The organism is Ruegeria sp. AM2 (genome assembly GCF_056540685.1).
On sequence record NZ_JBQFXE010000014.1, the window covers coordinates 1 to 22,446 of the forward strand.

A 22,446-nucleotide genomic window follows, 5' to 3' on the forward strand; every position below is an offset into this window, starting at 1 on the left:
CCTGCAGCGCGCCGCAGGCGCGCTGCCGGGCCCAAAGCCGCAAGGGGGTTCGGCGGAGCCGGGCACCCGCGGGTGCGGGAGCCTTTCCCCCTCAGGTGTTCAGGTCAGGTCTTTGTAGCTGATCTCGCGCGCGTCCGTTCCGGGGCCGGTTTTCTCGCGACGCATGATCAGACGGTTCAGGGCGTGGATGTAGGCTTTGGCCGAGGCCACCACGGTATCGGTATTGGCCGATTGACCGGTCGCAATCATCCCGTCCTCTTCCAGACGCACCGAAACCGTCGCCTGCGCGTCGGTGCCTTCGGTGACAGCGTGAACCTGGTACAGTTGAAGATGTGCTTGGTTGGGATATATCGCCCGGATCGCCTTGAAGGTCGCATCTACCGGCCCGTCTCCATGTTCTGTGGCGATGATATCCTTGCCGTCCATCTCAAGCTCAACCGTCGATTCTGCCTGACCACCGGTGCCGCAGGTCACTTTCATGGACACCAATTGCAGGTAGTCATCAGCTTCATCCAGCGTCATCAAGGCAATGAGGTCGTCGTCGAAAACCTCTTTCTTGCGGTCGGCCAGATCTTTGAACCGCACGAAAATGTCGCGAAGCTGGTTGTCGCCCAATTCAAAGCCCAGCGTCTCGAGCTTGTCGCGCAGGGCGGCGCGGCCCGAGTGTTTGCCCAAAGGCAGCGAGGTTCCCGACAGGCCGATATCCTCGGGACGCATGATCTCAAAATTCTCGCGGTTCTTCAGCATCCCGTCCTGATGGATGCCGCTTTCATGGGCAAAGGCGTTCTTGCCGACGATGGCCTTGTTGAACTGCACATTGAAGCCCGACACCGTCGCCACCCGGCGCGAGATATGCATGATCTTGGTCGTATCGATGCCAGTGTGCCACGGCATGATGTCGTTGCGGGTACGCAGGGCCATGACGACCTCTTCCAATGCAGTATTGCCGGCACGCTCGCCCAGACCGTTGATGGTGCATTCGATCTGACGCGCGCCGCCCGCGACGGCGGCCAGCGAGTTTGCCGTCGCCATGCCAAGGTCGTTGTGGCAGTGCGTTGCAAAGATCACCTCATCCGCGCCCGGTACGGTCTCGATCAGGCGTTTGATCAAGTCGGCGCTTTCCACTGGCGCGGTGTAGCCCACCGTGTCGGGGATATTGATCGTGGTCGCCCCGGCCTTGATCGCAATCTCGATTACGCGGCACAGATAGTCCCACTCGGTCCGGGTTGCGTCCATCGGCGACCATTGCACGTTTTCGCACAAGTTGCGCGCGTGGCTGACTGTCTCGTGGATTTTGTCGGCCATCTCGTCCATCGTCAGGTTAGGAATGGCGCGGTGCAGCGGGGATGTGCCGATGAAAGTGTGAATGCGGTTTTGACCCGCGTGTTTCACGGCCTCCCAACAGCGGTCGATATCGGCGAAATTGGCGCGGGCCAGCCCGCAGATGCGGCTGTTCTTGGACCGCTGGGCAATCTCGGACACCGCCTTGAAATCACCTTCCGAAGCAATGGGGAAGCCAGCCTCGATGATATCGACGCCCATCTCGTCCAGCAGCTCGGCAATCTCCAGCTTTTCGTTATGCGTCATGGTTGCGCCGGGGCTTTGCTCGCCGTCGCGCAAAGTGGTGTCAAAGATCAAGACGCGGTCTTGGTCGGTCACGTTGGTCATGGGGTACTCTTTCTTCTTCTGTCCTAATGCCTATTGGCGCGCGGGCGTCCTCCTCTGAGCGGGCGCGCCGGGTGGCACGCTCAGAGGCGGATTAGGATCAGTAGGCCACGCAAAGACGCACCGCGAAGGGCGGCGTCGACAAATGGGATATCTGCGCGGTTGATCATGACGTCAGGTTATACAATGCGGATTGGGAATGAAAAGTAAGAAAATGTGCGAGGCCAGCATAATTGCGGGCAAAGCGTTGAACGTGCTGGGTATGTCGCTAGGTACTGCTTCATGTCTAAGGCTCTGATCATTGGTTCAAGCGGCGGTATCGGCAAGGCGCTGATCCGCAATCTGCGCGCCCAGCAGGTCCCGGTGACTGGGTTGTCGCGATCCCAGGATGGGCTGGACTTGACGGACGCGGATGTGACCGAGCGTTTGCTGTCGCAGGTAAATGGGCCGTTTGATCTGGTCCTGGTGGCAACGGGCGCATTGGAGATCAATGGTTCCGCGCCCGAGAAATCCATGCGGTCGGTCTCAGCGCAGGCTATGATGGATCAGTTCGCGTTGAATGCAGTCGGCCCGGCGCTGATTCTGCGGCATGCCAGCCGATTGCTGCCGCGAGACAGGCGGGCGGTGGTGGCCGTGCTGTCGGCGCGGGTTGGGTCCATTGGGGACAACCGTTTGGGCGGTTGGGTCAGCTATCGCGCGGCCAAGGCTGCGGTGAACCAGATTGTTCATACTGCCGCGATCGAGTTGAACCGGACACACCCGAACGCAATCTGTGTTTCGCTTCACCCGGGGACGGTCAAAACCACCTTTACTGAGAAATATCTAGGCCGTCATCCAGCCGTTTCACCGGACGAAGCCGCAGAAAATCTGCTATCCGTGATCTCCGGACTGACGCCCCAGGATACAGGCGGTTTCTTTGACTGGGCCGGTAAGCCGGTTCCCTGGTGACCGCGCGTCTAGCCGTCTGACGTGTCGGTCTCAGGAGTTTCGGGGTCGGCGGCCTCGGTCGAACTGTCTTCGGAGAGCGCCCCGTTGTCCCAGACGCCGGTTTCAACCTCGCCATTCGCATAGGTCATCGTGCCGGTGCCCTGACGTTTGGCATCGACAAAATTACCCTCATAGACATCCCCGTTGGAATATGTGGCCGTTCCGGTGCCGGTTATTTTGCCGTCGGTCCATTGACCCGAGTATTTGAACCCGTTGGCCATGGTAATCTCGCCCTGACCATGGCGCTGTCCCTGCTCGAAACCGCCTGAGTAAACGGTGCCATCGGCATAGGTTGCAGTTCCGTTGCCCTGTCGGACGCCGTCAATCCATTCGCCTTCGTATTTATACCCGTCCGCATAAGTCAGAACGCCCGTTCCATGGTTTCGGGCATTCTTGAAAGCGCCTGTGTAGACAGTGCCGTTGGAATAGGTTGCGGTGCCTTTCCCTTCGATCACGCCAGCGATCCAATCGCCATCGTAAGCGGACCCATCGGGATAGGATATTCGGCCCTTGCCTTCTGCCAAGTCTCCCTTGAAATCGCCGGTGTAGACCGAGCCGTCGGGGTAGCTTGCCTCGCCCAGACCCTCAATCTGGCCCTTGGTCCATTCGCCGGTATAGGTAAAGCCATCGGTGCCGGTGAAAGTGCCCTGACCGTGGCGCTGATCGTCTACGAAATCTCCTTCGTAAACGTCGCCATTGGCATAGGTCGCCTTACCCTTGCCTTGCCTGCGCCCATCGACCAGATCGCCTTCGTAGACATCTCCGTTCGCCTGCGTCAATCGACCCGAGCCGGTGATCTGGTCCTCGGTCCATTGGCCAGCATAGATCATACCGTCGGGCATGGTGAGTTCACCTTGCCCGTGACGCTGACCTGCCTGAATCTCGCCCGCGTATGTACCACCTCCGGCATAGGTGATGGTGCCAGAGCCTTGTTTTACGCCATCCACCCAGTCGCCGTCATAGGCATATCCGCCAGGATCAGAGATCACGCCTTTGCCATGGTGCCGGGCGTTTTTGAATCCACCTTCATAGCGCATGCCGTTGGCATATTGCGCAACGCCAGCGCCATTGATTGCACCTTCGGACCATTCGCCTTCATAGCTTCCGCCATCTGTGAACAGGATTTTACCCTGGCCCTCCGGCTGACCCTTGACGAACGTTCCTTCGTAGACCGAGCCGTTGGCGTAACGGGCCGTGCCTTGCCCCTGTATCTCACCTGCGACCCATTCGCCGGAGTATTCGAACCCATCTGGCAGGCGATAGGTGCCGGTTCCGTGGCGCAATCCGTTTTCAAAGGTCCCTTCGTACACGCCGCCGACGTCGTCATCGGCGACCACGACCTGACCGTCCTGCTGCGCGTGGGCCTGTGCGGCAAGTGCAAGGGCTGCTGCGGCAATGGATAAGCGGATTACATTCATGTGAGTCTCGGCCTGCCTGATCGATGATGTCGTATCTTTGCGCAAAACTAAGATACCGCCGGGGGCAGGGCAACGGCTTTTGCCGCATTTGCCTTTTACTCACGCTGTGATCTGCTAAATCCCTGAAAGACTGACGAAGGCATGAGGGTAAAATGGCCGATCGTTTCCGCATCACGCTGGCACAACTGAACCCCACCGTCGGGGATATCGACGGAAATGCCGCAAAAGCGGCCGAGGCCTGGCGGCAGGGGCGGGACGCGAATGCCGATATGGTGGCGTTGCCCGAAATGTTCATCACCGGCTACAACACCCAAGACCTGGTAATGAAGCCTGTGTTTCACCAGGCCGCGATGCGCGCGGTTGAGGCTTTGGCGCAGGACTGCGCGGACGGACCGGCGCTGGCAATTGGCGGACCCTGGTTCGAGGACGGCAAGCTTTACAACGCCTATCTGATACTCAACGGCGGGCGCATTGTTAGCAAGGTATTGAAATACCACCTGCCGAATGAAACCGTCTTTGATGAAGTGCGCTTGTATGACTCGGGCCCTATGGGAGGACCCTATGCCGTTGGAAACACACGAATCGGCAGCCCGATCTGTGAGGATGGCTGGCACGAGGATGTGTCGGAAACGCTGGAAGAATCGGGTGCCGAGTTTCTGCTGATCCCCAACGGGTCACCCTATTTTCGCGACAAATACGAAGTTCGGCTAAACCACATGGTTGCCCGCGTCGTCGAGACAGGATTGCCGGTCATCTACCTGAACATGGTGGGCGGTCAGGACGATCAGGTCTTTGATGGTGCCACATTTGGTCTGAACCCGGGCGGGGAATTGGCTTTTCGGATGCCCGTTTTTGACGAAGCGATTACGCATGTTGACCTCTCGCGCGGAGATTCCGGGTGGCGCATCGATGCGGGTGAGATCGTCCGGCAGCCGGACACGTGGGAGCAGGACTATCGCGCGATGATTCAGTCCTTGCGGGACTACATAGCGAAAACAGGGTTTCAGAAGGCAGTGCTGGGGCTGTCTGGCGGCGTGGATTCAGCGCTTGTGGCAGCCATCGCTGTCGATGCGATTGGCGCGCAGAATGTGCGCTGTGTGATGCTGCCATCCGAATATACCAGCCAAAGCTCCTTGGACGATGCCGAAGCCGTCGCCAAGGCGCTGGGTGTGCATTACGACTTTGTGCCGATTTCACAGGGCAAGGCCGCCGTAACCGAGACGCTCGCCCCGTTATTCGCCGGGCGAGATGAGGACCTGACTGAGGAAAACGTCCAGTCCCGCCTGCGCGGATTGCTGCTCATGGCGATCTCGAACAAGTTTGGTGAGATGCTGCTGACCACCGGTAATAAATCCGAGGTCGCAGTCGGCTATGCCACGATCTACGGCGACATGAATGGCGGTTATAACCCGATCAAAGACTTGTATAAGACCCGCGTGTTTGAGACCTGTCGCTGGCGCAACGCCAACCACCGCGATTGGATGATGGGTCCGGCAACCGAGGTGATCCGCCCATCGGTCATCGACAAGCCACCCAGTGCAGAACTGCGCGAAGATCAGAAAGACAGCGACAGCCTGCCGGATTACCCGGAACTTGATGCCATCCTGGAAATTCTCGTCGATCAGGATGGGTCGATCGCAGATTGCGTGGCTGCCGGGTTTGATGAGGACGTGGCAAGGCGGGTCGAGCATCTGATCTACATCAGCGAATACAAACGTTTTCAGTCGGCCCCCGGCACAAGGCTGACTCCAAGGGCATTTTGGCTTGATCGACGCTATCCAATCGTTAACCGGTGGCGTGACCGCTCCTGAAGGCGCGGCGCGACCATCGGAATCGAGGCGTGTCGAGGCCCAACTGTTGCCAAAACAGATATTAAACGATCCGTTAGATTGGCATTGTCTACAGTTGAGAAATTCCAGGCGATAGCCGTTTGGGTTGAGCTTGCCTAAGCGTCCATTTTTTGCCACATTTGGGTCGTGGGTTTGCCTTATGTTGGGCAAATGTGACGCAATCCGCGCGGTGCGCTAGTTCAGCGAATTCCGCGCCGGGTTCACAACTGGGTAAGTGCATCCGTGTTTTGGGATGTCGTTAATGGTTTGGGTGGTCAAATGGCGAACAATTATGACAAGCCGCTTCATGCTCCGTTGCAATACAAAGCAATGGAATCCAAGGGTCGCGTTCTGGACGAATCAAAGACGGATGCGGCGATTGCCGATCTGATGAACAGTGAAAATCCGGGCGGTGCAGAGCCTGCAAGCAATGCCCCTGCGGCACACGCTTTCCCGGATCTGATGCCTCCGGAGCCGTCCGTTCCGGTGGGTGATGCCCAGCCCGGTCTGGGCGCGGTTCTGCGTCAGAAATGGACTGAGTTTTCCGGCGCGGCCTGATTTTCCACCGCGCTTACACCTCTGAAATACCCACCGGTTTGGCTTAACAGCCACAGGTGCGATCAATTGCTTTGATCGACCCAATTGTGCATTGCATCACCGGGTCTTCTCGCGCTCCATGTGACCTCGAGAATACTAGCACGAGCGGTTGATGCCTGGCCCCACTCTGACCCCTGTCGAGTCTGATCTGTCCCTTCCCAAAAAAGTAGATGTCGTGGTGATCGGCGGCGGCATTATTGGCGTTTCAACGGCATTGGAACTGGCGGAACGGGGCGTTTCGGTTCTGTTGTGCGAGAAAGGCCGGATCGGGGCCGAACAAAGCTCGCGCAATTGGGGTTGGGTGCGTCTTGGATTGCGAGACCCCCGCGAAATTCCGTTGATGCAAACCTCCATCGGCATCTGGCAGGGGCTGGACGCCCGGATTGGGCGAAAGACCGGGTATGTTCAGTCAGGTATCCTGTTTGACGCGCCGACTGCCCGCGCGGCCAGCGACCTTGAGCGCTGGACCACGCATATCGCGGATTTAGGCACCGGCGCAGACATGATCCAAGGGGCAGAGTTGCAGCACCTGCAGCCGGGACGTTCCGATACTTCAAATGCAGCACTTATCATGCCGCAGGACGGGCGCGCCGAACCTCAATGGGTGGCCCCGGCGATGGCTGAGGCCGCACGGGACAATGGCGCCGTCGTCATGACCAATTGCGCGGTTCGCAGTCTGGACATTCAGGCCGGTCAGATTTCTGGCGTGGTTACTGAACGTGGTCGTGTTCAGTGCGGGCGTGTTGTACTTGCGGGTGGTGCATGGTCCCGGCTGTTCTCGGGGAATGCCGGAATCGGGCTGCCGCAGCTCAAAGTCCTGAACACGGTCATGCGCACTTCGCCTGTCGAGGGTGGGCCCGGTACAGCCTTCTGGTCCGACGGGTTTGCGATGCGCAAGCGTGCGGATGGCGGGTACACGATCGCGTCGGGTCATGAGAACACGGTGGACCTTGTACCAGACAGCTTCCGCCTCGCGTTGCAATTCCTGCCCGCGTTTCGCCAAGAATGGAAGTCGCTGCGGTTTCGCCTCTCACGTCGTTGGATGGTTGAAGCGCGGGAAGATCGTGCATGGTTGCCGACGGATGTCACCCCGTTTGAACAGTGTCGCGTTCTGGACCCCGAGCCGTCGCAAAAGGTTCTGCGGACCACATGGTCCAGGGCCCGCAAGAGTTTCCCGATGCTGGATCAAGCAGAGATCGTTCAAAGCTGGGCAGGATTGATTGACGTAACGCCGGACGCGATCCCGGTGATTTCGGATGTTGATGCAATACCGGGCCTTTACATCGCAACCGGATTCTCGGGACACGGGTTCGGCATCGGTCCAGGGGCAGGACGGCTGGTGGCCGATCTTGTGACCGGATCGACACTCTGCGTCGATCCGACCGCGTTTCGCCTGTCCCGTTTCACGGATGGCTCAAAAGTGCGGCCGGATCCAGGGTATTAAATGCTAGCCCGCCATTTGGTAGCTGACCGGCACGAACCGGAAGCCTTCGCCACGCGGCTCAACGTAACCTGCGGCCGGGAAGGGCATGTGATAGCCGATCATCGGAACCTTGTCGGCGGCCAGCATGCCCAGGACGTTGCGCCGCGACGCGGTTGCTGCGGCTTTGTCCATGTCGAACCGCACTTCCCATTCCGGGTGCGCAAAGGACCAGACGTAGTGGTTCGCTAGATCGGCCGTCAGAACCAGCCGCTGACCGTTGCTTTCCAGATGATAGACCGTGTGGCCGGGCGTGTGCCCGTATGCAGCGACAGCTGTGATACCCGAGGCAACTTCACCACCGTCCCCCAGGAACGTCATCTTCTCGGCCAAAGGCGTGACTTTGGCGGCCACCAGATCTCCGACGCGGTTGCCCGCCTCCTGCGCGGCCCAGAAATCATATTCGGGCGATGCGGTGACATACCGCGCGTTGGCAAAGGTCGGGGCGTCGTTTGTCGTCATACCGCCGATATGATCAGGGTGCATATGCGTCAGGACCACGATATCGATCTGATCAGGGGTTACACCCGCGTCGGCCAATGCCGCCTGAATGCCGCCCTGCCCAAGGCCGGTGTCGAAAAGAACAAGTTCTGAACCGGTATTCACCAGTGTAGGTGTGAAGTAGAATTGAGCCTTGTCCGCGGGGATGAAGTTTTCGGCCGAAACCTTTGCGAATTCCTCGTCGGACGCGCCGCCGCCGAAGATCTCTTTGGCACCATCCCGCGGCAGGCTGCCGTCCAGCAGGGTTGTGACCGTAAAGTCACCCAAATGATAGGACTTGGCGACGGTCGAGTTGGCCTTGGTCTCGGCCCCCGCAGCCAAAAGCGGAGTTGCCGCTGATGCAAATGGCAAAGTCGCTGCGGCACCCAGCGCCGCTCTACGTGTCAATTTGATGCTCATATCTAAGTCTCCCTGTCAGAACGCCGATGATAGAACTAGGTCGATGTGTGTCTGTTGCTAGCTTATAGATGCAAGACATAGGGTGCAGGGTTGAACATTACGTGTGAATTTTTGTTTAGGTGCGGATTTTGGTGTTGGGTTGGGGCTGGGTCAAACGGCCGTTGCGGTCCCCCGTGGCTGGACAAATCCACGCTCATATGACAAGAGCCGCGCCAACAGGAGACACCGATGACCACCACCCGTTTTGCCCCGTCACCCACCGGCTACATTCATGTGGGCAACCTGCGCACCGCTTTGATGAATTACCTGATCGCCCGCAAGGCCGGGGGTACGTTCATCCTTCGGATCGACGATACCGACCCCGAGCGGTCGAAGGAAGAATATGTCGATGCGATCAAGCAGGATATGGAGTGGCTTGGCCTGCACTGGGACAGGGTTGAGCGTCAGTCGGATCGTTTGGATCGCTATGCCGAGGCTGCGGACAAGCTGCGCGACATGGGCCGGTTCTACGAGGCGTTTGAAACGCCGACCGAATTGGACCTCAAGCGCAAGAAGCAACTGAATATGGGCAAGCCGCCGGTTTATGACCGCGCCGCGCTGACCCTGTCGGACGCCGAGAAAGAGGCCATTCGCGCCGAGCGCGGCAACGGTGTCTGGCGGTTCAAGCTTGATCATGAGCGGATCGAATGGAATGACGGCATTTTGGGAAATATCTCGATCGATGCGGCGTCCGTGTCCGATCCGGTCCTGATCCGGGGGGATGGTCAGGTGCTATATACGATTGCGTCGGTGGTGGATGATACCGAGATGGGCGTGACTGACGTGGTGCGCGGTTCGGACCATGTAACCAACACCGCGACGCAGATTCAGATTATCAAGGCGCTGGGCGGAACCTGCCCGCGCTTTGCCCACCATTCTCTGCTGACTGGCCCGCAGGGCGAGGCGCTGTCGAAGCGCCTGGGCACTTTGGCGCTGCGCGATCTTCGCGAACAGGGCGTCCAGCCGATGGCGCTGCTGAGCCTGATGGCGCGTCTGGGGTCTTCTGATCCGGTTGAATTGCGGTCGGACATGGCCGAGTTGATCGACGGGTTCGATATCGGCAGGTTCGGGGCTGCACCGACCAAGTTCGACGTGCAGGATCTGTTCCCTTTGACTGCGAAACACCTGCAATCCCTGCCGCTGGCGGATGTGGCGGATGCGGTTGCGGATGCCGGTGTGCCCGCAGATTTGGCCGAGCCGTTCTGGGCAATGGCGCGCGAGAACATCACCACACTGGCCGATCTTAAAGGCTGGTGGGAGCTTTGCCGCGATGGGGCCGAGCCCCTGATCGCTGATGAAGACAGTGCATTCATTGCCGAGGCCGTTGCCCTGTTGCCGGAAGGACCGTTTGACGAAGACACCTGGGGCAAATGGACAGGGGCGGTGAAAGAAGCGACTGGCCGCAAGGGCAAGGGCTTGTTCATGCCGCTGCGCAAGGCGTTGACGGGGATGGAACGTGGGCCGGAAATGGCCGCGCTTTTGCCGTTGCTTCAGGTGATCCGCGCGCGCGGGTAAGGGAACGCGCCGTGCGGCGCTTGCCTCTGGCAGAAGTATTTTTGAACAGAAGAAGCGGAGGGCTTTCGTGCTGATCCTCAGGTGCTGATCAGCGTTACCTCGTAACGGCTGAGGCGGTCGTCGACAAAACGGGTCTCTGCGAGTTTGAGTTGCTGATGGCGCGGGTAGCGTGGTTCAGCGCGATCATTGAGGATCGGCGCATCCCATCCATCGGTGGTGGCGAAAAACCTGTCGGCCCCGTCTTCGCCGTAGGCGCGCAGATAGCCTTGAACAACAACATCGATATAGCTGAGAAGCAGCGGGTGTCGATCCGTCGGTTCAGCGTGTTGGCGCTGCGGAACGGCGTAGACCGCGATTTCCACGTCATGCGTCAGCGGGTGGTCGATGGAATCCGTAGCCGGCACGCGATCATAGGCCCATTCCCGTTCATCCAGCGCGACCCAGTCGTTTTTGGGGACATGGGCGATCATGCCCTCAATCTCGGCGTCGGGGTCGGGAACGGCAGTCAAGAATGCAACGGGGCGCAGGTCGGTATGCCGCCACGCCCTACGCCAACCTTTCAGCTTGGCGGGGTGGGGGTTGGGAAAATCATGGGTCGCGAGATTCACCAAGCTGCCATAGCCAAAAAAGTAAGGGTCTGCCATGTGCCGTCGGGTCCTTTGGGTACGATTGATGTATGTCAAACCGCTTTTTTGCCCGACATGCAATAAGGCCTCATCTTGAAATTTGGGAGGTCAATATGCGGATCACCAAACGAACGAACATTGCCGTGCGCCTGCTGATGTATTGCGCCGCACATCCCGACCGGCTTGTCACCAAATCCGAGATTGCCGAAGTGTGCAACATCTCGGAAAACCATCTGGCGCAGGTGATCAACCAGCTCAGCCAGTTGGAGTATCTCAGTACTCAACGGGGCCGGAATGGCGGTATGGAACTGGCACGTCCAGCGGATCAGATCCGCATCGGATCTGTGTTCCGCCATGTCGAAGGCTGCTTGCCGATTGCCGAATGTTTTGCGGATGCCGACAATACTTGCCCGCTAACAGCCGCGTGCCGATTGCGGTTGGCATTGCAGGATGCGGCAGAGGTATTTTACGCCTCACTCGATGAGATTACGCTGGATTCCCTGGTTTGCGATAACACGCAGCTGTTGCAGATTCTGCAGCCGGTGGCCTGCGTGCGATAACTTCAGTCGCTTGCGCGCAAGATACGCGCCGGTCTAACGGCGAGTGGTCGCAAGGCAAAGACCAGACCCGCACCGAGCGTCACGAAGATACCGGCCAACACGATCGTGATGGCCGATGGCCAGATGACGGCAAAGTCGGTTTCAAAGATATAAGTCGCCACGGCCCAACCGCCGAGGATGCCGGTGAGCAGCGCGACACAGCCCGCAGCGGCCCCAAGCAGGATAGCCCGCAGCGCAAAGCTGAACAGGATGCGGGTACGGTTTGCGCCCAGCGTTTTCAGAATAGCGGCCTCATAGCGCCGCGCGGGTTCGCCCGCTGCCGCAGCACCGATCAGAACTAAAAAACCGGTCAACAGAGAGACACCCGCCCCATATGATGTTGCAGCGGCCAATCCGGCCAACAGGCCCGAGACCCGGTCAATGGCGTCGCGCACCCGGATTGCCGTGATGTTCGGGAACTGTCCCGCCAGATCGCCGAGGATCGCGCCTTCGGCCTGTTCTTCGGCATAGACAGTCGCAATGAAACTGTGGGGTGCTCCGGCCAATGCTGATGGGTTCATGGACATGATGAAGCCCATACCTGCGGTCGAAAAATCAACCTCGCGGGTTGAGGTCAACGTCGCGGTGATGTCTCGGCCTAAGATGTTCACAGTCAGTTCGTCGCCAATCTTGAGGCCCATTTCCTCGGCCTCTTCTGCTGCAAAGCTGACCTGAGGGGCGCCGGCGTAGTCCTCGGACCACCATGTGCCGTCGATGATGCGCGTGGTTTCCGTTGGCAGCGCGGAATAGGTGATGCCGCGGTCGCCATCCAGAACCCAGTGATTGCCCGCAACGTCTCGGGCCGGTTGGCCGTTGATCTGGGTGATGATGCCTCGCAGCATCGGCGCGCTTTCGATCCGGCTGACGGCTGGGTCAGTCTCGAGCCGTTCCGTGAACCCGGGCATTTGGTCTTTCTGTATGTCTACAAAGAAATAGCTCGGGGCCACATCTGGCAGGTTGCCCGAGATTGCGTTGCGCAAGGTGCCGTCGATCTGCCCGACAGCAGCGAGGACGGATAGACCCAGCCCGAGTGACAGAACAACCGATGCCGCACCTTCACGCGCGTCTGAGATTGCAGACAGCGCCCATCGCAGCGCAGGGCGGCCTCGGGCCCAAGGCGCGCAGGCGCGGGACAGGCGGCGAATGCCGTAGGCAGCCAATGCAAGCAGGATCAAAGCGCCAACCAGCCCGCCGCTGGTCCACAAAGTCAGCCTGACCGAGCCGCTGAACCAAGCTGCCGCGCCGATAAGGATTGCGAGCCCAAGGGCTGTCGCAACCAAATACACGAAGCGTGGCAAAGCGCGCGCGCTGGACAAAGCATCGCGAAAAAGGGTTGCGGCGCGAACCTCTTCGGTTCGGGCCAGAGGCCATAGCGTGAACAGAAAGGCTGTGAGCAGGCCGTAAAGCGCGGCCTCGGCCAATGGCTGGGGATAGAGCGAAAACACGGCAGGAACGGGCAGGCGGCTTTCGATTGCGGGGGCCAGCAGCACAGGCAGTAACCCTCCCAGGATCAGTCCAATGACGACACCCACAACCGAGAGAACACCGATCTGTATGACGTAAGTTTGAAAGATCGTCGCGCGGTCGGCACCCAAAGTGCGTAGGGTCGCAATGGTCTCGGTCTTTTGCGACAGGTAGGCGCGGACAGCGGCAGAAACGCCGATCCCACCGACGGCCAGACCGGCCAACCCGACCAGCACCAGAAAGGCGCTGAGGCGGGCGACAAACTCGGCAATCCCCGGCGCACCGTTGCGGGCGTCGGTCCAGCGCATGCCGGTGCTGTCAAAGGCCTGACCGGCCTCGACGGCCAGTTCGGCAAGATCGGTGTTTGCAGGCAGGTCCAGCCGGTACTTGGTCGAAAACAAGGTGCCGGGTTCCAGCAGGCCGGAGGCCGACAGATCCTGCGTGCGGACAAGTGTGCGCGGTCCAAGACCGAACCCATCCGCAGCCCCATCCGGTTCATGTTCCAGCGCGGCCATCAGCACAAAACTCTGCGCGCCGAGGGCAAAGCGATCTCCGACCGACAGGCTCAGACGGTCAATCAGCGCCTGATCCATCACCGCGCCGGGCAGCCCATCCGTACCTTCAAACGCGTCCGGTAGGGATATGTCGGGGGCCAGTTCCGCCGCACCCAGCAGCGGATAGGCCGCATCGACCGATTTAACTTGCGTCAAAGCACGTTGCGCATCCGGGCCGTCGCCGACGACGGCCATTGACCGAAAGTCGACGACTTCCGAGACGCCTTGCGCGGTCCGCTCCATCCAGGCGCGTTCCTGATCATCGGCAAAGCGATAGGTGAATTCCAACTGGGCATCGCCGCCCAACAACGCCGCGCCTTCGTTTGTCAGCCCAGTTTGGATGGCAAAGCGCACTGACCCGACGGCTGCGATCGCGGCAACCCCCAAAGCGAGGCAGGCGAGAAACACCCAAAACCCGCGCAATCCGCCGCGCAGCTCGCGCCGGGCCAGCCGTCCGGCCATGCGCAGGCTCATTCAGCGGCCTCGCGCTGCGTATCTTCGGCAATGCGTCCATCGCGCAAGCGAACGACGCGGTCACATTTTTGCGCCAACGAGTGGCTGTGTGTCACCAGAACCAAAGTCGCGCCGTGCTTGTCGCGCAATCCAAACAACAGGTCGACGATGGCCGCCCCGTTGGTTTCATCCAGATTTCCGGTGGGCTCGTCGGCCAACAGTATTTTGGGTCGCGGAGCGGAGGCCCGGGCCAATGCCACGCGCTGTTGCTCGCCCCCTGACAACTGCGCTGGGTAGTGACCCTGCCGATGCGAAAGGCCAACGCTGTCTAGTTCATCTTCCGCGCGCTGAAAGGCGTCTTTGTGGCCTGCCAGTTCCAGCGGTGTGGCCACGTTTTCCAGCGCTGTCATGGTCGGGATCAGATGGAAGTTCTGAAACACGACCCCCATCGCATCACGCCGAAAACGCGCCAACGCGTCCTCATCCATCCGGGTCAGGTCCTGACCCAGAGCGGTGACACTCCCGCCCGTGGCTTGCTCTAACCCGCCCATCAGCATCAGTAGGGATGATTTGCCGGACCCGGACGGCCCGACCAGGCCCAAAGTCTCGCCCTCGGTCACGGTCAGGGAAATATCGTGCAGAATATCCACGCGCCCGGCATTGCCATCCAGCGACAATGCGGCATTCTCTAGAGTCAGAACTGAGGTTGTCATTTTTCGGTCCGCAAGGAGTAGGCTTAATTGGGATATGGCGCTGTAAGAAAGTTGCGCAAGGTTTTGATGTCCGGCGCGCTGATCTGTTGCGGTTTTGCCGCGACGGCCGAACCGGTGGTGATCGCGGCGTTGGGGGATTCGCTGACGCAGGGCTATGGCCTGCCTGAACAGGACGGGTTTGTGCCGCAACTGCAACGCTGGCTTGAGGCTGAGGGCGCGGAAGTCCGTATGATCAATGCGGGCGTTTCCGGTGACACCACGGCGGGCGGTGCTGCGCGCGTGGATTGGACTCTGACGCCGGATGTTGACGCCATGATCGTGGCGCTTGGCGGCAACGATCTGCTGCGCGGGATCGATCCTTCGGTGTCGCGTGCCCATCTGGAAACGATCCTGAAAGCGGCGGATGCGAACAGCGTTGACGTGCTGCTCGTTGGCATGCAGGCACCGGGCAACTATGGGGCTGACTACAAAGAGCGGTTCGATGCCATGTACCCTGAATTGGCGCAACAGTTCGATGCGCTCTATGCCGAAAGCTTTTTCACCGGTCTGACCGCCGAAGGCGATCCCAACGCCGCACAGCAATACATGCAACCCGATGGCATCCATCCGAATGCGCAGGGCGTGTCTTTGATCGTTCAGGCGCTGGGGCCGATGGCAATGACGCTTGCTGAACAGGCCGGCGAATAGGAGGGCGCGATGCCTGGGCGGTTTTTCCTCACACGACCGATTTCCGAAATCGCTGAATTTCTGGGTACTGGTGCCATTGCGCCTCAGCCACCACGCAGGAATATTCAGCCGGGGCAAGAGGTGGTCGCATTGACCGAAACAGGGCTGACCGCGATGCGTTGGGGCATGATCCCGGTAGGTCGCGTGAACGCGCGTGGCCGTCCGGTGATGGAAACGATCATCAACGCCCGCTCTGAGACTGTCTTTGACAAAAGTGCTTTTGACGGAGTTGGTCGTGCGATTATCCCGGTGGACGGCTGGTACGAATGGACCGGAGAAAAGCGAAGAAAGACCGCGTGGCGTATTTCGTCAACGGACGGTGCGCCGTTGTTGTTTGCGGCCATCACCGACACATGGGCTGCCCCGGGCGGGCAGCGCGTGGATCAAGTGGCCGCCGTGACTTGCGAACCCAATGCCGACGTCAAACCGATCCACCACCGCATGGGCGTTCTGTTGGAACCTGACGCTGTGGGGACATGGCTGACGGGGACCGAGACCGACGCGCAAAGCCTCACCCAGCCTTGGCCCGACGGGCGGCTGACCATTGAAGAGGCAGATGACGTGGACTGGACGGAAGCCTAGACCACCGTGACTACGGTACCGATCGGTACACGGTTGTACAGGTCGATCACGTGCTCGTTCAGCATCCGGATGCACCCGTTGGACGCTGCGCGCCCGATCGTCTGGGGTTGCGTGGTGCCGTGAATGCGGAAATAGGTATCGACGCCGTTTTGGAACAGATAGAGCGCCCGCGCGCCCAACGGATTGTCTCCGCCCCCAGGCTGGACGTAGTCATTATCCTTGAACCGCGCGTAGGTTTTCGGCTCACGCTCGATCATTTCTTCCGTAGGCCGCCAGGTCGGCCACTCTTTCTTGACGTCGATTGTCGCGGTGCCGGTGAATTCCAACCCGGCCCGTCCTACGCCGCAGCCATAGCGGACCGCCTTGCGGGGCTCGGTGACGTAGTACAGGTAGAATGAGCGCGGAACGACCAGCAATTGTCCCGGCACGAACTGCTTTTTTATCCGGACGAATTGCGGCGTTGGATCGTATTCCACCGCCTTCTTGGCGTTGGCGATACCGGGCAGCAGGCTGGCGGCAGTACCGGCCATGAATATGCGCCGTGTAAGCATGAATTGGTTCCCCTAAATGACCAAAGAAATTTCGAAGCTATTTTGAAACCATAGCTGGCTTGGTCAATCACCGGGGGAACATAACCTAAACGTGATGTATTTCTTGTGCCACACACCTGAGGTTGAATGATGTTGGCACTTGGGGATCGGGCGGGGAGAGACCCCGCCCTTTCAATGACTTACACCAGTTCGATGTTGTCGGCGCTTTCGCGACCGTCACGACCGGCGCGCAGCTCGTACGTGACTTTCTGGTTGTCGGCCAGGCCGGTGAGGCCCGAGCGTTCAACAGCAGAGATGTGTACAAACACGTCCTTGCCGCCTTCTTCCGGTGCGATAAAGCCAAAGCCTTTGGTGGTATTAAACCATTTTACGGTGCCTGTAGGCATATCCGTTGTCTCCTGAATTGTGCTGCCCACGGAGTTGCGACAGCCCGGCGTCGTCGTCTGTATCGATAGACTGAGCGCCGGAATCGGGGACAGTAGGTCGAAATAGAAAAACGTATGCCCCTTGGGTATGGCACTGCCCGGGCAACGTGACAAGAGGAATGGTGGCGCGATCAACCCGATTTGAGCGCGATTACGCCGCCAAAGTCTTCATTTCAGTGCCAATTTGCCAAACCCGCGTGCGGATTCGGCCCATGGCGATGCGGCTGATCAGCCGAACACACGCTCCAGCGCGCCGTCAACGGCGTCGGTGATCTGGTCGATATCGTCTGGTGTGGCGATCAATGCAGGCGAGAAGCACAGCGTGTTGTTCCGGCCCGGTACAGACCGGTTGGTCACGCCAATGATCACGCCTTGCGCCATGCAGTCAGCGACCACAGCCTGCGCCATCTTTTCGTCCACAGGATCTCGGCTGGAACGGTCCGAGACCAGTTCTGCCCCGAGGAACAGGCCCTTGCCACGTACGTCACCGATAACCTTGTGCTTCTCCATCAGCGCCTGAAGGTTGCCCATCATGCGCGCGCCCATGTCGGTGCAGTTCTGCAGCAGGTTTTCATCCTCGATGATCCGCATGTTTTCGATCGCCGCCGCCGGACCCGCGGTGCAGCCGCCAAAGGTCGAGATGTCGCGGAAATAGTTCATCGGGTCGTCTGCATTGTCTTTGAACATGTCAAAGATTTCCTCGGTCGTGACCATGCAGGCAATCGCCGCATAGCCCGAGGCGACACCCTTGGCCATGGTCACGAAATCGGGCTTCACGCCGTATTGCTGGTAGCCGAACCATGTGCCGGTCCGACCGACACCGCAGACGACCTCGTCAATATGCAGCAGGATGTCGTACTTGTCGCAGATCTCCTGCACGCGCTGCCAATATCCCTCGGGCGCCTCAATCACGCCGCCACCTGCGGTCACCGGCTCAAGGCACAGCGCACCAACAGTATCGGGACCTTCGCGCAGGATGACCTCTTCGATCTGATCAGCCGCCCATTCACCGAAATTCTCTTCGGGCGCGCCGTCCAGTTCGTGCTTGCGGTATTCCATGCAATGCGGCACACGCACGAAATCGGGGGCAAAGGGGCCGTATTGCGCGTTGCGTTCGTCCTGGCCACCTGCCGACATCGCAGCAAGGGTAGAGCCGTGATAGTCGCGGTCGCGATACAGGATCTTGGTCTTTTTGCCGCCGTATTTCTTGTGGGCGATCTGGCGGACCATCTTAAAGGCTTTCTCGTTCGCCTCAGAGCCCGAGTTCATATAGTAAACCCGGCTCATCCCCGGCATCTTGCTGATCAGCTTTTCAGCAAAGATCGAACCGGGAATCGATCCGGCGGACTGGGCGAAATAGCACAGCTTCATCAACTGGTCGTAGACGGCCTTGCAGATCGATTCGCGGCCATAGCCCACGTTCACCGTCCAGACCCCGCCCGAAACGGCGTCCAGATGCTCCTTGCCGTTCTGGTCCCAGACACGCATGCCTTTGCCCTCGACAATGATGCGCGGGTCGTTGGTTTCAAAGGGTTTATGTTGGATCAGGTGGTGCCAGATATGGGCGCGGTCGGCCTCGACCACACGGGAAAGATCGTTTTCGTTGAACGTGCCGTCCATGACATGTCCTTTCAGTTTTTTGTGCGCGGCAAACCGCCTGCGCAGGCTATCTTGATACCGCAGATCACCGTGAAATGCGCGCGTGAAGTAGGGCCAGATATTGCGCCGACATAGGGCCAGAATTGCAAGCTTCTGATCCGGCCAGATTTACAGCGTAGGCGTGTGCAAATCGGGATGCGCGGCGGCAAAGGCTGGCTGGCTGTTGCACAGCTCTTCGACCGCAAGACAACGCGGCAAATCAGACAGGTCCACACCCCAACGATGCGCATTGTAAAGCTGCGGGATCAGGCAAATGTCAGCCAGACCCGGCGATGAGCCTGTGCAATAGGGTGACTGTGGAAATTGAGACATTAGCGCCTCAAACGCGAGCAGTCCGGGGCGAATAAAATGGCGCATCCAATCACCCGGCATATCCCCGGCACCTTGCGCCAGTTGCGCGGCGTGTCTTGCGACCGACAGATTGCAGACCGGGTGCACGTCCACAGCGACGCTGTAGGCCAGAGCTTGCGCCGCAGCGCGCTTGGCCGGGTCGTCGGGCAGCAGGCCCATGTGCCGCGTCCGGTCCAGATAGTCCAAAATGGCGAGCGACTGCGTCAGACGGATTCCGTCTATGTCCAAAACCGGGACTAAACCTTGCGGATTACGCGCCAGATGGTCGGGTTGGCGATGGTCCCCTTTGACCAAATCCACCGACACGGCGCGGTAGGCTATTCCGGCCAGGTTCAACGCGATGCGGACACGGTAGCTGGCCGAGGACCGCCAATAATCATAGAGTACGACGTCAGACATAACCGCGCCCTAGACCGCGTCATCGGCCAGAGCAGCTGCCTTCAACGCTTGCTTTAGCACATTTCCGTCGCCGATATGATTGGCAAGGATCAGAATCAGACGCGCATTCAAGGCGTCTCCGGGCGCCTTATCCAGCCCTTCATGCGCTGCCAGCAGATCGGCATAGAAATCATCCGCGTTGTCCATATTCGGTGTCAGGATCAGATCGGTCATGGGTTACTCCTTGCCTGTGGCCCTGCGGACCGCGTGGTGGAATACGTTTTCTTCATAGGCATCACGCCGCGCCGCGACATGCTGGTCGGGACGGATCAGGTAAACCGCACTGGTTGCGTCGCCGAGATAGCGGCGTTTCAATTCCAGTGTTGGGTCGTCCTTGACGGACAGGGCCAGTCGGGTGACCGGTATCCCATCCACCTCGATCTCATCCGGCGCATCCGCGTCGATGGTCAGCAAAGTGAATTTGTCCGACAGAAGTGGCAGCAGGAACCTGTCGCCCAGCGGTGCATCCGGACAGGCCGAACCGGGGCGCGTCGTGGCGGGACCGTTCAGCGCATCGGCTGAATTCAGCAGCGATCCGTCATAGGTGCACGGTACACTCAAGCGACCGGAATTGACCAGTGGGCGGGCAAATTCGTAATGCTCGCTCAGGTCCAAAACCGCGTCGCGCAGGATGCGCGACATCTGGGACTTGGGCGTTATGAAATCCGTTGAACGCGTGGAGTTCAGAATATTCTCATCCGCCCCAACGATGCGTTCGGCGTTGTAGCTGTCCAGAAGCGTCTCGGGTGCTTTGCCGTCCAGTACCAGCTTTAGCTTCCAGCACAGGTTGTCCGTATCCTGTAGCCCCGAGTTTGCTCCGCGCGCACCGAATGGGCTGACCTGATGGGCGCTATCACCTGCAAAGAGCACGCGCCCGTGACGGAAGTCTTCCATCCTGCGGCATTGGAAGGTGTAGATGCTGACCCATTCAAGGTCGAACTGCACATCGTCGCCCAGCATAGCTTTGAGGCGCGGGATCACATTTTCGGGGCGCTTTTCACGTTCCTTGTCAATGTCCCAGCCCAATTGCAGGTCGATGCGCCAGACGTTGTCGGGCTGTTTGTGCAACAGCGCCGATTGGCCCTTGTTGAACGGCGGGTCGAACCAGAACCAGCGCTCGGTCGGAAAATCGGCCTCCATGACAACGTCTGCGATCAGGAAGTTGTCTTCGAACACGCGGCCCACAAAATCCAGACCAAGCATGCGGCGGGTCGGAGAGTTTGCCCCGTCGCACGCGATCAGCCAATCGGCTTCGACGGTGTAGGAGCCTTCGGGGGTTTCAACCTCAAGCTTGACGTGATCATCGTGCGTGCCGATGGCCTCGACCTTGTTGCGGCCACGGATTTCCAAGGGTGCGCCTTGTGCCTGCAACTCGCGCACGCGGTCTACGAGGACCTGCTCAAAATAGTATTGCTGTAGGTTGATAAACGCGGGGTTTGCGTATCCATCATCCGGCTGCAGGTTGAACTGATAGACATCGCGATCATCGAAGAACACTTTGCCGACATTCCACTGAACGCCTTTGTCGACCATCGGCTTTCCGGCCCCAAGGCGGTCCGCGATGTCGAGGGTGCGCTGGGAAAAGCAGATGGCCCGGCTGCCAAAGCCGACCTTGTCGTTTTCGTCCAGCACGACCACTTCGACCCCTTGCTGCGCCAGATCAATCGCGGCTGCCAGACCGACCGGGCCCGCGCCAACCACGATGACCTTGTGCCGGACCGGGGCGGACGCGTCCTGATCGGGGCTACGTTCATAGGCGTAAAGTGGAACTTCGAAGATCTTGTTCATGGGCTCTCCCCCCAATTTTGATGGGTTTTCGGCGCAATCCTTCCGTCCCTGACCTTGGGGGCCAGGGTGTAGTTTTTATGGTCTCACCAATTCCGGGCTGGCAAAACGATCTGGATCAAATTCGCCCGCTTTTTCTTAGCCTTGCAGCGCCTCCCACATCTCCAGATCGCGCTGAGCGGTCCAGATGCGCGGGGTGTCAATGCCGCGCGCCTCGTCATAGGCGCGGGCAACGTTGAAGGGCAGGCAGTGTTCGTAGATTGCGTAGTCGGCGAATTTCGGATCACATTCGGCGCGCACCGCGTCCCAGGCTTCTTTCAACGAGCCTCCGCGTGCTGCAACCTTGGCTGCCGGGCGATAGGTGCTTTCGACGAAATCGCGCGTGTTTTCGATGGCCGCGTTGACCATGTCCTTGCCGATCAGAGCGTCTCCGCGCCCCGGCGCAATCGCGTCCACATCGAACCACTTGATCTCATCCAGCGTATCGCCCCAGTCACTGAAATGCCCGTCGCCGCAATAGCAGGCCGAGTGATATTCGACGATGTCACCGGTAAACATCACGTTCTGATCGGGCACATGGATAACAATGTCTCCGGCAGTGTGGGCGCGGCCCAGATGCATCAGGTCGATCCGGCGGTTACCCAGATAGACGGTCATCGTGTCGCTGAACGTCGTGGTAGGCCATGTGAGGCCGGGGATGCTTTCATGCCCTTCGAACAGGCGCGGGAAGCGTTGGAATTCGCTGTCCCAGTCCTCCTGACCGCGTTCCACAACCATCGCGCGGGCCATGTCAGACATCAGGATCTGCTGTGCACCGAAGGCGCTGGCACCCAATACGCGAACCGCGTGGTAATGGGTCAACGCCACGTGGGTGATCGGCTTGTCCGTCACGGACCGCACGCATTCGATCACCTTGCCCGCCAGACGCGGCGTTGCCTGAGCCTCGACAATCATCACGCTGTCATCGCCGATGATGACGCCCGAATTCGGATCGCCCTCGGCGGTGAAGGCATATAGGCCCTCGCCCACCTCGGTGAACGAGATCTTCTTTTCTGACATGTCCCCCTGGGACGCGAATGCCTTTGCCATA

At 59.5% G+C, this 22,446-nt stretch carries 21 protein-coding genes; 8 read left to right on the top strand and 13 right to left on the bottom strand.

What is annotated here, in order from left to right; all coding sequences use genetic code 11:
• Positions 1 to 99 precede the first annotated feature (99 nt).
• The gene (locus ACR0CR_RS18335; RefSeq protein ID WP_480601937.1) at positions 100 to 1,668 is read right to left on the bottom strand and encodes a 2-isopropylmalate synthase; all 1,569 of its coding nucleotides are present in this window, start codon (positions 1,666 to 1,668) and stop codon (positions 100 to 102) included.
• A gap of 279 nt (positions 1,669 to 1,947) precedes the next feature.
• Between ACR0CR_RS18335 and ACR0CR_RS18340 the strand changes: the two genes are divergently transcribed.
• Positions 1,948 to 2,613 (top strand): SDR family NAD(P)-dependent oxidoreductase, encoded by a 666-nt coding sequence (locus ACR0CR_RS18340; protein WP_480601940.1) that lies wholly within the window; start codon positions 1,948 to 1,950, stop codon positions 2,611 to 2,613.
• A gap of 8 nt (positions 2,614 to 2,621) precedes the next feature.
• Here ACR0CR_RS18340 and ACR0CR_RS18345 read toward each other — a convergent pair whose 3' ends face one another.
• Positions 2,622 to 4,070 carry an MORN repeat-containing protein gene (locus ACR0CR_RS18345; RefSeq protein WP_480601942.1) on the bottom strand — a complete coding sequence of 483 codons (1,449 nt, stop codon included), beginning with the start codon at positions 4,068 to 4,070 and terminating at the stop codon, positions 2,622 to 2,624.
• Between the two features lie 152 nt (positions 4,071 to 4,222).
• Between ACR0CR_RS18345 and ACR0CR_RS18350 the strand changes: the two genes are divergently transcribed.
• The 3 genes from ACR0CR_RS18350 to ACR0CR_RS18360 all read left to right on the top strand — a co-directional run bounded on the left by ACR0CR_RS18350 (position 4,223) and on the right by ACR0CR_RS18360 (position 7,940).
• Positions 4,223 to 5,881 (top strand): NAD+ synthase, encoded by a 1,659-nt coding sequence (locus ACR0CR_RS18350; RefSeq protein WP_480601945.1) that lies wholly within the window; start codon positions 4,223 to 4,225, stop codon positions 5,879 to 5,881.
• A 297-nt stretch (positions 5,882 to 6,178) separates the two neighbouring features.
• Positions 6,179 to 6,457: a hypothetical protein gene (locus ACR0CR_RS18355; protein ID WP_480601949.1), complete on the top strand. Its 279-nt coding sequence runs from the start codon at positions 6,179 to 6,181 to the stop codon at positions 6,455 to 6,457.
• Between the two features lie 151 nt (positions 6,458 to 6,608).
• On the top strand, positions 6,609 to 7,940 hold the full coding sequence (locus ACR0CR_RS18360) for an NAD(P)/FAD-dependent oxidoreductase (protein ID WP_480601951.1): 1,332 nt from the start codon (positions 6,609 to 6,611) through the stop codon (positions 7,938 to 7,940).
• Between the two features lie 3 nt (positions 7,941 to 7,943).
• Here ACR0CR_RS18360 and ACR0CR_RS18365 read toward each other — a convergent pair whose 3' ends face one another.
• Complete coding sequence (locus tag ACR0CR_RS18365) at positions 7,944 to 8,876, bottom strand: MBL fold metallo-hydrolase (protein WP_480601953.1); 933 nt, start codon at positions 8,874 to 8,876, stop codon at positions 7,944 to 7,946.
• 228 nt (positions 8,877 to 9,104) lie between these two features.
• On the opposite strand from ACR0CR_RS18365, the gene gltX reads away from it, so the two are divergent.
• The gene (gene gltX, locus ACR0CR_RS18370; protein ID WP_480601956.1) at positions 9,105 to 10,430 is read left to right on the top strand and encodes a glutamate--tRNA ligase; all 1,326 of its coding nucleotides are present in this window, start codon (positions 9,105 to 9,107) and stop codon (positions 10,428 to 10,430) included.
• A gap of 77 nt (positions 10,431 to 10,507) precedes the next feature.
• Here the strand turns inward: gltX and ACR0CR_RS18375 are convergent, their stop codons facing one another.
• Positions 10,508 to 11,074, bottom strand: a complete 567-nt coding sequence (locus ACR0CR_RS18375; protein WP_480601959.1) for a gamma-glutamylcyclotransferase family protein — start codon at positions 11,072 to 11,074, stop codon at positions 10,508 to 10,510.
• A gap of 95 nt (positions 11,075 to 11,169) precedes the next feature.
• Between ACR0CR_RS18375 and ACR0CR_RS18380 the strand changes: the two genes are divergently transcribed.
• A complete protein-coding gene (locus tag ACR0CR_RS18380; protein ID WP_480601960.1) occupies positions 11,170 to 11,616 on the top strand; it encodes an RrF2 family transcriptional regulator in 447 nt (148 codons plus the stop codon).
• A 2-nt stretch (positions 11,617 to 11,618) separates the two neighbouring features.
• Here ACR0CR_RS18380 and ACR0CR_RS18385 read toward each other — a convergent pair whose 3' ends face one another.
• Together ACR0CR_RS18385 and ACR0CR_RS18390 are read right to left on the bottom strand one after the other, a co-directional pair.
• Positions 11,619 to 14,147, bottom strand: a complete 2,529-nt coding sequence (locus ACR0CR_RS18385; protein ID WP_480601962.1) for an ABC transporter permease — start codon at positions 14,145 to 14,147, stop codon at positions 11,619 to 11,621.
• Positions 14,144 to 14,839 (bottom strand): ABC transporter ATP-binding protein, encoded by a 696-nt coding sequence (locus ACR0CR_RS18390; RefSeq protein ID WP_480601964.1) that lies wholly within the window; start codon positions 14,837 to 14,839, stop codon positions 14,144 to 14,146. The genes ACR0CR_RS18385 and ACR0CR_RS18390 overlap by 4 nt, the downstream gene beginning before the upstream one ends.
• A gap of 66 nt (positions 14,840 to 14,905) precedes the next feature.
• Here ACR0CR_RS18390 and ACR0CR_RS18395 point away from each other — a divergent pair, with 66 nt between their 5' ends.
• Positions 14,906 to 15,526, top strand: a complete 621-nt coding sequence (locus tag ACR0CR_RS18395) for an arylesterase (protein ID WP_480602197.1) — start codon at positions 14,906 to 14,908, stop codon at positions 15,524 to 15,526.
• A 9-nt stretch (positions 15,527 to 15,535) separates the two neighbouring features.
• Positions 15,536 to 16,147, top strand: a complete 612-nt coding sequence (locus ACR0CR_RS18400) for an SOS response-associated peptidase (RefSeq protein ID WP_480601965.1) — start codon at positions 15,536 to 15,538, stop codon at positions 16,145 to 16,147.
• Here the strand turns inward: ACR0CR_RS18400 and ACR0CR_RS18405 are convergent.
• From ACR0CR_RS18405 to ACR0CR_RS18435, 7 genes are all read right to left on the bottom strand, one after another.
• On the bottom strand, positions 16,144 to 16,698 hold the full coding sequence (locus tag ACR0CR_RS18405) for a L,D-transpeptidase (RefSeq protein ID WP_480601968.1): 555 nt from the start codon (positions 16,696 to 16,698) through the stop codon (positions 16,144 to 16,146). The two genes, ACR0CR_RS18400 and ACR0CR_RS18405, sit on opposite strands and share 4 nt — an antisense overlap.
• Before the next feature lie 179 nt (positions 16,699 to 16,877).
• A complete protein-coding gene (locus tag ACR0CR_RS18410; protein WP_170657663.1) occupies positions 16,878 to 17,084 on the bottom strand; it encodes a cold-shock protein in 207 nt (68 codons plus the stop codon).
• Between the two features lie 267 nt (positions 17,085 to 17,351).
• Entirely contained in the window at positions 17,352 to 18,743 is a 1,392-nt protein-coding gene (locus tag ACR0CR_RS18415) for an aminotransferase family protein (RefSeq protein ID WP_480601970.1), read from the bottom strand.
• 147 nt (positions 18,744 to 18,890) lie between these two features.
• Entirely contained in the window at positions 18,891 to 19,532 is a 642-nt protein-coding gene (gene maiA / locus ACR0CR_RS18420; RefSeq protein WP_480601973.1) for a maleylacetoacetate isomerase, read from the bottom strand.
• 9 nt (positions 19,533 to 19,541) lie between these two features.
• A complete protein-coding gene (locus tag ACR0CR_RS18425; RefSeq protein ID WP_480601976.1) occupies positions 19,542 to 19,745 on the bottom strand; it encodes a DUF2783 domain-containing protein in 204 nt (67 codons plus the stop codon).
• A gap of 3 nt (positions 19,746 to 19,748) precedes the next feature.
• Positions 19,749 to 21,359 (bottom strand): FAD-dependent oxidoreductase, encoded by a 1,611-nt coding sequence (locus tag ACR0CR_RS18430; RefSeq protein ID WP_480601979.1) that lies wholly within the window; start codon positions 21,357 to 21,359, stop codon positions 19,749 to 19,751.
• 135 nt (positions 21,360 to 21,494) lie between these two features.
• Positions 21,495 to 22,445 (bottom strand): MBL fold metallo-hydrolase, encoded by a 951-nt coding sequence (locus ACR0CR_RS18435; RefSeq protein WP_480601982.1) that lies wholly within the window; start codon positions 22,443 to 22,445, stop codon positions 21,495 to 21,497.
• Between the last annotated feature and the right edge of the window lies 1 nt (position 22,446).

Coding starts and splice junctions, on each gene's coding strand:
- ACR0CR_RS18335 (WP_480601937.1), bottom strand. CDS start 1,668: ATGACCAACGTGACCGACCAAGACCGCGTCTTGATCTTTGACACCACT.
- ACR0CR_RS18340 (WP_480601940.1), top strand. CDS start 1,948: ATGTCTAAGGCTCTGATCATTGGTTCAAGCGGCGGTATCGGCAAGGCG.
- ACR0CR_RS18345 (WP_480601942.1), bottom strand. CDS start 4,070: ATGAATGTAATCCGCTTATCCATTGCCGCAGCAGCCCTTGCACTTGCC.
- ACR0CR_RS18350 (WP_480601945.1), top strand. CDS start 4,223: ATGGCCGATCGTTTCCGCATCACGCTGGCACAACTGAACCCCACCGTC.
- ACR0CR_RS18355 (WP_480601949.1), top strand. CDS start 6,179: ATGGCGAACAATTATGACAAGCCGCTTCATGCTCCGTTGCAATACAAA.
- ACR0CR_RS18360 (WP_480601951.1), top strand. CDS start 6,609: ATGCCTGGCCCCACTCTGACCCCTGTCGAGTCTGATCTGTCCCTTCCC.
- ACR0CR_RS18365 (WP_480601953.1), bottom strand. CDS start 8,876: ATGAGCATCAAATTGACACGTAGAGCGGCGCTGGGTGCCGCAGCGACT.
- gltX (WP_480601956.1), top strand. CDS start 9,105: ATGACCACCACCCGTTTTGCCCCGTCACCCACCGGCTACATTCATGTG.
- ACR0CR_RS18375 (WP_480601959.1), bottom strand. CDS start 11,074: ATGGCAGACCCTTACTTTTTTGGCTATGGCAGCTTGGTGAATCTCGCG.
- ACR0CR_RS18380 (WP_480601960.1), top strand. CDS start 11,170: ATGCGGATCACCAAACGAACGAACATTGCCGTGCGCCTGCTGATGTAT.
- ACR0CR_RS18385 (WP_480601962.1), bottom strand. CDS start 14,147: ATGAGCCTGCGCATGGCCGGACGGCTGGCCCGGCGCGAGCTGCGCGGC.
- ACR0CR_RS18390 (WP_480601964.1), bottom strand. CDS start 14,839: ATGACAACCTCAGTTCTGACTCTAGAGAATGCCGCATTGTCGCTGGAT.
- ACR0CR_RS18395 (WP_480602197.1), top strand. CDS start 14,906: ATGTCCGGCGCGCTGATCTGTTGCGGTTTTGCCGCGACGGCCGAACCG.
- ACR0CR_RS18400 (WP_480601965.1), top strand. CDS start 15,536: ATGCCTGGGCGGTTTTTCCTCACACGACCGATTTCCGAAATCGCTGAA.
- ACR0CR_RS18405 (WP_480601968.1), bottom strand. CDS start 16,698: ATGCTTACACGGCGCATATTCATGGCCGGTACTGCCGCCAGCCTGCTG.
- ACR0CR_RS18410 (WP_170657663.1), bottom strand. CDS start 17,084: ATGCCTACAGGCACCGTAAAATGGTTTAATACCACCAAAGGCTTTGGC.
- ACR0CR_RS18415 (WP_480601970.1), bottom strand. CDS start 18,743: ATGGACGGCACGTTCAACGAAAACGATCTTTCCCGTGTGGTCGAGGCC.
- maiA (WP_480601973.1), bottom strand. CDS start 19,532: ATGTCTGACGTCGTACTCTATGATTATTGGCGGTCCTCGGCCAGCTAC.
- ACR0CR_RS18425 (WP_480601976.1), bottom strand. CDS start 19,745: ATGACCGATCTGATCCTGACACCGAATATGGACAACGCGGATGATTTC.
- ACR0CR_RS18430 (WP_480601979.1), bottom strand. CDS start 21,359: ATGAACAAGATCTTCGAAGTTCCACTTTACGCCTATGAACGTAGCCCC.
- ACR0CR_RS18435 (WP_480601982.1), bottom strand. CDS start 22,445: ATGGCAAAGGCATTCGCGTCCCAGGGGGACATGTCAGAAAAGAAGATC.